Origin of the sequence: Microcystis sp. M090S1 (assembly GCF_020246295.1) — a bacterium.
Classification (GTDB): domain Bacteria; phylum Cyanobacteriota; class Cyanobacteriia; order Cyanobacteriales; family Microcystaceae; genus Microcystis; species Microcystis aeruginosa.
The window spans coordinates 1-8,251 of sequence record NZ_JADBTF010000083.1; the positions used below are offsets into that span (position 1 = coordinate 1).

Annotated in this window: 7 protein-coding genes; 3 read left to right on the forward strand and 4 right to left on the reverse strand. The window is 43.3% G+C overall.

Annotated elements, in window-relative coordinates; translation table 11 throughout:
* Positions 1-672: 672 nt before the first annotated feature.
* The 3 genes from IM477_RS03630 to IM477_RS03640 all read left to right on the forward strand — a co-directional run bounded on the left by IM477_RS03630 (position 673) and on the right by IM477_RS03640 (position 4,662).
* Positions 673-1,371: a hypothetical protein gene (locus tag IM477_RS03630; RefSeq protein ID WP_287730561.1), complete on the forward strand. Its 699-nt coding sequence runs from the start codon at positions 673-675 to the stop codon at positions 1,369-1,371.
* A 1,063-nt stretch (positions 1,372-2,434) separates the two neighbouring features.
* On the forward strand, positions 2,435-3,733 hold the full coding sequence (locus tag IM477_RS03635; RefSeq protein WP_287730567.1) for a homoserine dehydrogenase: 1,299 nt from the start codon (positions 2,435-2,437) through the stop codon (positions 3,731-3,733).
* A gap of 20 nt (positions 3,734-3,753) precedes the next feature.
* Positions 3,754-4,662, forward strand: coding sequence for a LysM peptidoglycan-binding domain-containing M23 family metallopeptidase (locus IM477_RS03640; RefSeq protein WP_287730562.1), 909 nt, complete (start codon positions 3,754-3,756; stop codon positions 4,660-4,662).
* A gap of 22 nt (positions 4,663-4,684) precedes the next feature.
* On the opposite strand, the gene IM477_RS03645 is transcribed toward IM477_RS03640, so the two are convergent.
* The 4 genes from IM477_RS03645 to IM477_RS03660 all read right to left on the reverse strand — a co-directional run bounded on the left by IM477_RS03645 (position 4,685) and on the right by IM477_RS03660 (position 7,885).
* On the reverse strand, positions 4,685-5,098 hold the full coding sequence (locus IM477_RS03645) for a hypothetical protein (RefSeq protein WP_287730563.1): 414 nt from the start codon (positions 5,096-5,098) through the stop codon (positions 4,685-4,687).
* A gap of 123 nt (positions 5,099-5,221) precedes the next feature.
* On the reverse strand, positions 5,222-6,376 hold the full coding sequence (locus IM477_RS03650; protein WP_287730564.1) for a pyridoxal-phosphate-dependent aminotransferase family protein: 1,155 nt from the start codon (positions 6,374-6,376) through the stop codon (positions 5,222-5,224).
* A gap of 259 nt (positions 6,377-6,635) precedes the next feature.
* Complete coding sequence (gene trpC, locus IM477_RS03655) at positions 6,636-7,526, reverse strand: indole-3-glycerol phosphate synthase TrpC (protein WP_287730565.1); 891 nt, start codon at positions 7,524-7,526, stop codon at positions 6,636-6,638.
* A 146-nt stretch (positions 7,527-7,672) separates the two neighbouring features.
* Positions 7,673-7,885: a hypothetical protein gene (locus tag IM477_RS03660; RefSeq protein WP_287730566.1), complete on the reverse strand. Its 213-nt coding sequence runs from the start codon at positions 7,883-7,885 to the stop codon at positions 7,673-7,675.
* Positions 7,886-8,251 lie beyond the last annotated feature (366 nt).

Genomic DNA, 8,251 nt, shown 5'->3' on the forward strand with positions numbered 1-8,251 from the left:
GTACAAGAAGCTATAGGCGGTCAACGTACCGTGGGACACACGGAATCGGGCTTCTGAAATGGGGCGAAAGTCTGTGGACTCTGTGTAAGACAGTACATGGTTTTTTAACTGTGGTATGCGACGGTGGTGGAAGCAGAAACCTAAATCGTGAGGTTTGGGAATCACCGTCCGTTTTACGGCGGCGAGGATGTCAAGGACTGACAGGGGGTACCGATAGACGGGGGGATTTAACCCCTACCTATTTAATGCCTGATTATATCTCTTTACCAAGTGTTCGGTTGAAAGTCAGCATCATTAATAATTGCCACCGTATCCCCAAGATGGTTTAATCACAAATAGACCTTCTATCCATTAGTCAGATTTTTCTTAACATTTCAAACCTTTGTAGCACAAGGCTTTCAAGACTCGGTTAACAATTTGTAATATTCCTTGTTGACACCCTTACTGACAAAGAAAAAACTGAAATCAAGTCAGGATCAGGGTTGGAGTGCTTACTGACAAAATTGTTAAGAAAGATTCCTATCAGTAATCATACTAAATCCGTTGAGTATAGGCTACATATCAGGATAGGCAAGAGGCAAGAGGCAAGAGGCAAAAGGAGGAATAGATAATCAGTCTTTAATCACTGGATTTAGAATCAGTGATCAATCAAGCTTTAACCATGAGTCAGTTATGATGATGAAATTATTAAGATCTGTAGTCATTTTTGCAAGTTTACTGAATGTTACACCTGGGATGGCAAATCATCCACCCCGACAAGTTGCTCAAGCGTCTAGCGCTTATTCGATTCAAGGTTATTGTTTTTCAGTCGCTAATGATGATCTGGATTCTACGGCGAGGATTTATATTCAGGGAAATCAAGTCACGGGTCGGGTAGAAGCTACGATTCATAATGAACAAGAATCTTATTATAGTTCCTATACTCAAACCTTACAAGGAAGGAAAAATGGGAATCAGTTAAACTTAAATATCAAGACAAAAATTGAGTTAGATACTCAAACAACTCAAGAAACCTGGACGTTAACTTCAGATTCTTTGAATACGGGACGAGTCATTTATCAAAAACAACCTTGTTTAGTGTCTCAAATTCGGTTTGCACCAGGAACTAATACCACTACAGTTAATCAATCGGTTGTTCGAGGGAGTCGAAATATTTATTTATTAAGAGCGAATCAAGGACAGAGAATGGATCTGAAAATTACAGCATTAGAAAATAATGCCGTATTCGATGTGATTGCACCGAATGGGCAAATTTTGAAAACAGAAGCTACCCAATCTAGTTTAAAATTACCGGCTACTGGAAATTATGAAATAATTGTAGGGGGAACTCGTGGCAATGCCACCTATAAATTAAATGTTAAAATTCAATAAATAGAAGGAAACATGGAACAGCCTTGTAGCCTTGTAATAAGACTTAGAATTGAGCTTGAGAACGAGTTTCCTGGACGAATTCGAGGCACTCTTCCCAGTCGTTGCCTTGCCAAGTTCCGGCGAACTTCAGCAGCTCCCCTGCTTTAGTTCCTCGTTTAACTCTCTACTCGCGCTTAGAAATTAATTTCATGGAAACTTTACCGAGTGCTGTAATGCAATGGCTTTATTTTTCTCTCTACTCGCGCTTAGAAATTAGCTGAATCTCCCCCAATCCCTTTCCTGTTGACTCTTGCCTCATCTCAACCAGCAATTTAAATGCGCGGGCAGCTTATCCTATATGGTACTGTTTAATTTTATCTCAAATGTCGGGGTGAAGATCCGAAGCGCTTAGCGCGACGGGATGAAACCCCAGCCAATATAAAACAGCGAAGCACGACTAATACTAAATCCGTTGAGTATAGGCTACTTATGAAAAAAAAAAAAAGGGGGAATAAATAATCAGTCTTTGATAAACGGATTTAGTATGATGAGGTATATGATGACAATATTTCCAATATTTATTATCCTTGGATATTGGAGCCAAAAAAATCGTTATTTTTATGGATTTCTGTTATTCTTGTTTACCTATTTTTTATCAATTCTATTTCTTTGGTATGGTAATTGGGGCTGGATAACTTAGTTGCTCGTGCAGTTGAGTCAAATTACCCTAACTAATAATGCTAACATAGCTCTTTGCTCAGAGAGAGTCGATTGATTTGTTCAAAAATATCAACTAGATAGAGAATTATTGTCATCATAAATTAGAGATGTGAGAAAAAATGTTACTCACATTGCCGAATATCTATATCGGTCAATAAAATCAATAACAATTACAGGATAAGCGTTTAAATGCGATCGAGATTTGCTTGATTTGAATACAAAAATACTGAATATTTATCATCATCAGGCCCTGAACGCCAGCAAAAGAAAACCCCACAGACAAAGACCTTGTAATGATAGAATCGACAATGGCGACGGCTTGGCCATTAGTATTTTTTGCGTCGGACTAGCAGGAGATAAAAGCGTGACCTTTAAGATTGGTTTACTCGGTTTCGGGGTTGTGGGGACGGGAACAGCGAAAATCCTCCTTGATCCTTTTGGTCGTCATCCCGTACTCAAAGAGATTACCATTGGACGAGTGGGAGTTAGATCCCTAGATAAACCGAGAGAAATCGAGCTTTCTCCCCATCTTTTGACCACTGACCTAGAATCGATCGTTACTGACCCCGAAATTGATATTATTGTCGAATTATTGGGGGGTTTGGAACCGGCGCGCTCTTTAATTCTCCAAGCAATCGCATCGGGAAAGCACGTTGTTACGGCAAATAAGGCGGTTATTGCCCGTTTTGGTGATGAAATCTACGCCAAGGCCAACGAAAAGGGGGTTTATGTCCTCCTAGAAGCGGCCGTGGGTGGTGGAATTCCCGTCATTAAACCCTTAAAACAATCCCTCGGCGCTAATCGCATCAGCAGCATCATGGGAATTGTCAACGGCACAACTAACTATATTCTCACGGAAATGAGCAAAAAAGGGGCAGATTTTAGCGAAGTGCTGGCCAAAGCTCAGGAATTAGGCTATGCAGAAGCGGATCCGACTGCGGACGTGGATGGATTCGACGCGGCCGATAAAATTGCCATTTTAGCTTCTTTGGGTTTTGGAGGTCGGGTAAAACGGGAAGATGTTTACTGTGAAGGTATCCGGCAAGTTAGCGCCGTCGATATCGCCTACGCTGATAGACTGGGATTTGTGATTAAATTATTAGCGATCGCAAAAGATACGGTTAAGGAAGATTCCGATACCCTAGAGTTGCGGGTTCATCCGACCCTAGTACCGAAAACCCATCCCCTCGCTAATGCTAACGGGGTCTATAACGCTATTCTCGTCGAGGGGGAACCCTTGGGCCAAGTGATGTTTTATGGACCGGGTGCCGGTAGCGGACCGACGGCCAGCGCGGTAGTATCGGATGTGATGAATATCGTCGGAATTTTAAAAAGTAGTGGCAAAACCAAGGAACTTGACCCGCTTTTAAGCTGTATTCACCAGCATTATTGTCAAATCGCCCCGATGGAGTCGTTATCGACCCGTTTTTATGCCCGTTTTCTCTGTCGCGATGTGCCGGGGGTAATCGGTCATTTAGGTATGGCTTTCGGCGACCATGGGGTTAGTCTAGAATCCGTGGTACAAATTGGTATTAGGGGTGATTTAGCCGAAATTGTCGTTGTCACCCACGATGTGCGCGAGGGCAATTTCCGCAACGCTTTAGCGGCAATAGAGTCTTTAGAAGCTATTGACAGTATTCCTAGTATTCTCCGGGTTTTGTAATTATAGAGATCGCTTTTTTTATGGTCATGGGTCGGAGAATCAAAAGTGAGAAAATTTGGCTAAGTTTAACTAGCACAATTTTGTTTTTTTGTCTAGGTTTTTTGGGCTTAAATCAAAAATTAATTTTTGCCCAAGGGTCTGATAATGTTTGTCCCCTGCCGATTTTATCAAGGTTACAACGCCATAAAATCCAAGCGGGAGAAACAATCGCCTCAATCGCCGAAAAATACGCTCTTATCCCCGCAACGATAATTAAACTCAATCCGACTATTCTCAAAAATGGTTTGGCCCCGGTGGGGAAAGAAATCTTCATTCCCCCGATGAACGGCATTCGCATCGAAGCACCCCGGGGTTCCACTTGGCGCGATTTAGAAGCGGCCTATGGTATTCGTGCCGATATACTCTTTGAGCTTAACGGTTGTGGTCGCCGGCCGACAATAGTTTTTATCCCCGGCACCAATTGGTCCGCCGCCGGCAAGCGATCGGATTATACTGGATTAAGTTCTTATCCCTTACCCTTTGCCAGCACTGTCGGATTAGCCTACGGTTGGCAAAAAAGCCCCACGGAACAGAAAAATCTCTTTCATAGTGGTATTGATCTTCTCGCAGATGTTGGTACACCAGTTCTAGCCACCGAGGATGGTCTAGTGATTTATGTGGGTCAGGAAGGGGCCTATGGTAATTTGGTCGTAATTAATCATTTAGGTCGCCGGCAGACCCGTTATGCCCATTTAAGCAGGGTTACAGTGAGAATTGACCAAAGGGTACGAGCAGGAGACGTTATCGGTACGGTTGGCACCACGGGACAACCAGATATTATTCCCCCCCATCTTCATTTTGAGGTGCGCTTAGATACTCCCGTCGGTTGGACAGCGCAGGATCCGGCTTTGCATTTGCCCCAAATCGGCCCGCAATCAAGTCAAAAGTAAACGGTTAAGTGGGATTATTGATTTATTTAAGTTTGACAAAAGGAAACTTATTTTGGAACCCTAAGTTATCAAGTCCCAGGGTTAATAAAAGTAATGCTGCCATAATTGCGATCGTGATCAGTATCCCCCCTTGGGATTCCGGAGAGGAAAATAGTTTCCAGAATAAAACAACGTTATTGATAAAAATAGCGAAAAATACTAATATAGAATGCCAATCTATACTATCCTGCTTCGCATTTTTTTGCTCACTTTTCTCGTCAGAATTAACTCTCTTTTCCTTACTAGAATTAGCTTTCAAAGTTAGAATCAGCAAGAAAGTTGTCAAGACTAAGACAGCTAAAAAAACTACAGATGCTTGCTCGAAAACTAACTTTAACGCTAACAAAAGGTTAATCACCCAAATAAATACAAACACAAAATTTTGTTTTGCAGACATAACATAAAACCCACAAGAGTTGACTATTACTTTGGCTGGATTATAGCGAATTATACATATACAGGATATATTTTCCAGCCAAAATCCCCCTCTTTGGGGAGAAGGGGAAAAGCCAACCCAAGATTAACCCTGCACCATCACCGAGGCAGCCGCAGCCACACCGGCGCCGGGGGTGACACCTTCGACACCTAACTCGATTAAAGTCGCTTCAATGGCAGCGATAACCGTGAGGATATCCCTCTCACTAGCAAAACCTAAATGACCGATACGGAAGATTTTACCCTTGAGGTGATCCTGACCACCAGCCACAGCGATGTCGAACTTTTTATTGAGAGTCGAACGAATTTTTTCCGCATCTACCAGAGTGGGGTCCACCGCAGTAATCGCCGTGGAAGCCCAGGAATCCGCCGCGTAGAGGGGCAAATCCAGGGCGCGCATACCGGCCCGCGTCATCTTCGTTAAGCGTTGGTGACGGGCGAAAATTGCCGCTAATCCCTCCCTTCTCATCATTTGCAGAGAAGCTTGTAAACCGTACATCAGGTTAACTGGAGGGGTAAAAGGGGAACTATCCTCATCGGTGGCTTTTTTGTATTTGCCCAAATCTAGATAAAAACGGGGCAGTTTGGCGGTTTCGTAGGCTTTCCAAGCTTTTTGACTTACGGAAACAAAACCTAAACCGGGAGGAATCATATAACCTTTCTGGGAACCAGAACCGACCACATCTAAACCCCATTCATCGATGGGAATATGATAAGCTCCTAAACTGGTGACAGCATCGACGATAATTAAAGCTTCCCCGTGGTCTTTTACCGCTTTGTTAATGCTTTCCAAGTCATTGAGAACCCCGGTGGAAGTTTCCGAATGGGTGATAATTACCGCTTTGATGGCTTTTTCCTTGTCTTCGGTCAGTTTAGCCGTGAATGCCTCTGGATCTAGGGGTTTACCCCATTCTGCCTTAATGACATCCACATTTAAGCCGTATGCTTTCGCCACTTTCGCCCAACGTTCCCCAAATTTACCATTATCCCCCACCAAAACTCGATCGCCGGGGCTGAGAAAATTAATAATTCCCGCTTCCATGGCACCGGTTCCCGAAGCAGTTAGCATTAAAACATCGCCACTGGTTTGATGCAACCATTTAAGATTTTCGGTTAATTCGGCGATTACCTTGCTAAAAGCACCCGTCCGATGACCTATAGGTGCTTTAGCCATAGCCAATAATACCGCTTCCGGCACTGGTGTCGGGCCGGGAATCATCAACATATTTTTATTTTCCATGGTTCGTCCTCTCTCGTTGGGCCATATTTAACAAAGATAAAAAACCAAATCTCGATCGCATCAATTCTGAGGGGATGATTTAAGATTCGGCAAACTCTGATTATATACCGGGAGATAGCCTTGTCAGGAGTCAGTATTCAGGAGATAGGGTGATAGGGTTTTGGGGTGATGGGGTTTTGGGGTGATAGGGTGATGAGATAGCTTCCCTATCTCCCCACTCCCCACTTCCCCACTTCCCCACTTCCCCACTTCCTAACTCCTATTCCCGATTTTCAAAGAGTTTCTGGATACCGACGGCAGCATCGGGCAGTTTTACCAAAGATTCGCCAATTAGAACCGCATTTGCTCCCGCTTGCTTCACTTTGGCCAGATCTGCAGCTGTGTGTAATCCCGATTCGCTGACGATCAGAATACCTTTTTCTCGCACCTGTTCGCCCCTGGCTTCTAGTAATTGGCGAGTATTGTCTAAATCGACTTTAAATGTCTCTAAATTGCGGTTATTAATGCCGATTAGTTCGATTCCCTCAATGGCTAACACTCGATCGAATTCGGCCAGACTATGCACCTCTACCAAAGCTGTCATCCCTAAACCCTTGACAATTTTGACAAAATATGCTAGGTCTTGATCGCTTAAAATAGCGGCAATTAAAAGGACAGCATCGGCTCCTTTAGAGCGAGCGTAGTAGATTTGATAGGGATAAAGGATAAATTCCTTGCATAATAGGGGTAAAGATACCGCTTGCCGGACGAGGGTAAGATTTTCGTAGCTACCTTGAAAAAACTTACTATCGGTTAGGACCGATAAACAAGTGGCTCCCCCCTGTTCATAGGTACGGGCGATCGCTACAGGATCAAAATCTTCCCGGATAACTCCCTTGCTAGGGGAAGCTTTTTTCACTTCCGCAATCAAAGCGGGTTGGGTTTTACCCTGTTTTAAGGCGGCTAAAAAGTCGCAAGGTGGCGCAGTATTAGCTATTTTTTTGCGTAATTCCAATAAAGACAACTTTTCACGCAATTTATCGACTTCGATCTCCTTATGCCAAACGATTTCTTCTAAAATATTTTGCGGTTGTGCCTCCGGCACTTTCACCACATAACTCAAACTCTCAACTTTGACGGCAGGATTGGGGTGTTTTCTTCGGATCTGCATTTTTTCACTGTCCAGAGCGTGAACAGTGATTAGTTTAACAGTGATTAGTTATCGGTAATTGAAATAGAGACGCAGTCAACCACGTCTCTACAGACATTTATCTAGACTTGTGTGGATATTCCCAGTCTTCACCAATCTCCTCAAGGCTATTGCATAGCTTTGAGGGAACGTTCTAAAATTTGATCTTGACGTTTTTCGTCTTCTTGACGATTTTCAGTTAATAAAACCCGTGCTTTCGCAGTTCCTGCCTCCCCTTCCCCTAAAAGCTCCTCTGTACGAGTTAAGACATTTTCTTCGAGCATTCCTTCTGCTTGTCGTTCTTGGGTTAAATTAAGACGTGCTTTTTCTTGAATATTCATAAATTTATCCTTGCCACAGGTGCGATCAACTTCTACCTTCAGTCTGACACAAATTTGCTATTCTGTATCATTAACTACAGAAAAATTTAGAATCTTACTGGCGAAACTGAGATTTAGGTATTTTTTCTCATTCCTTAAATGGACAGGGATCGATCGACCTAAAGCTATACAATAAAACCTATGGAACAATTCCCCGGCGTAATCAAGCTTGTATATCGGGCGAATATTGACATCCTCACCGCCGTAAACGGACGGTGATTCCCAAACCTCACGATTTAGGTTTCTGCTTCTTTCCCTTGCGGGGTTCCGCACCTGCCTTAACAGATTTACTCTGTTCTGGTCTTATGGTCGCTCTACAGACTGACA

Bases quoted from the DNA above. Each gene is read 5' to 3' on its own strand.
- IM477_RS03630 (WP_287730561.1), top strand. From the start codon at position 673: ATGATGATGAAATTATTAAGATCTGTAGTCATTTTTGCAAGTTTACTG.
- IM477_RS03640 (WP_287730562.1), top strand. From the start codon at position 3,754: ATGGTCATGGGTCGGAGAATCAAAAGTGAGAAAATTTGGCTAAGTTTA.
- IM477_RS03645 (WP_287730563.1), bottom strand. From the start codon at position 5,098: ATGTCTGCAAAACAAAATTTTGTGTTTGTATTTATTTGGGTGATTAAC.
- IM477_RS03650 (WP_287730564.1), bottom strand. From the start codon at position 6,376: ATGGAAAATAAAAATATGTTGATGATTCCCGGCCCGACACCAGTGCCG.
- trpC (WP_287730565.1), bottom strand. From the start codon at position 7,526: ATGCAGATCCGAAGAAAACACCCCAATCCTGCCGTCAAAGTTGAGAGT.
- IM477_RS03660 (WP_287730566.1), bottom strand. From the start codon at position 7,885: ATGAATATTCAAGAAAAAGCACGTCTTAATTTAACCCAAGAACGACAA.